Here is a 1,057-nt window from a genome sequence, read left to right as displayed (position 1 = left end):
CACAACGGTCCCGCATGGAACAAGCGGGTTCGCACCCGGAAGCGTTCAAGTAGGGGCGAGAGCTGGTCGAGGGAAGTCACAGACCAAGGATGACAGACGATCTGGTAGGAGATCGAGACGATATGCATCAATCAGTCCAAGTGGTCCAGGCAGTCTGAGAGTGCGTCGCCCGGCGAGACACTGCGGGAGGCGTCGTCCGAACCACAACCCGAGGAGCACTCCATGTCTCTTGTCCCCCCTGTCGAGCGCGAGTCCGCGACCGGAACCGTCAAAGACCAGCTCGATCAGATCCATACCGCGTTCGGCACCGTGCCCGCGATGTTCCGAGCCGTCGCGAACTCCCCTGCCGCCCTGACGAGCATGTGGGCTTCGTTCGGCGCCTTCGGCGGCGGTGTCCTGGGACCGGCGCTCAGCGAACAGATCGCCGTGGCCGTCGCCAACCGAAACTCCTGCGAGTACTGCCTGGCCGCGCACACCGCTCTCGGACGCAAGGCCGGGGTGAGCCGCGCGGCGCTGGAAGCCGCGCAGACGGGCCGGTCCGATGACCCTCGGACTGCGGCACTCCTGAACTTCGCGCTGAAGCTAGTGGAAGAGCGCGGCCAGGTCACGGCAGAGGACGTGCAGGCTCTCCGTGATCAGGGCTGGAGCGATGAGCACATCGTCGAGGTCATCGGGCAGGTCGCGCTCAACCTGTTCACCAACTACATCAACGTCGCCCTCGCAGTCCCGGTCGACTTCCCCAGGGTGAGTCTGCGGCCAGCCGCCTGACGTTCCACCGGTGCCGACGCCGACCAGAAGCTCCTATCCCGCCGACACCCTCGCGTGGAGGGCAGCCCTGACCATCGCGGCGGTCAGCTCGATGTGGCGATCAGGGGCAGCGAGGTCGTAGATCGCTCCACGGCGGGCGCGCATCCACTCGGACGTGCGCCCGCCCTCCTCAGGAGTCACAACCAGCCCGACCGTCTCCGGTGGCCACGAGTTCCGACTGCGCAGGAGAACCCGCATGACCTACACCACCATCGTCATCCGCCACGTCACGTTCGAAGACCTCGGCATC

At 66.0% G+C, this 1,057-nt stretch carries 1 protein-coding gene; it reads left to right on the top strand.

Features of this window, described 5'->3' with window-relative positions:
- Positions 1 to 222 precede the first annotated feature (222 nt).
- Positions 223 to 768 carry a carboxymuconolactone decarboxylase family protein gene (locus tag ACIBG0_RS42280; protein ID WP_397041309.1) on the top strand — a complete coding sequence of 182 codons (546 nt, stop codon included), beginning with the start codon at positions 223 to 225 and terminating at the stop codon, positions 766 to 768.
- Positions 769 to 1,057: the final 289 nt, after the last annotated feature.

The organism is Nocardia sp. NPDC050630 (genome assembly GCF_044457245.1).
Lineage (GTDB): Bacteria > Actinomycetota > Actinomycetes > Mycobacteriales > Mycobacteriaceae > Nocardia.
This window is presented reverse-complemented; position numbering and strand designations above follow the sequence as displayed.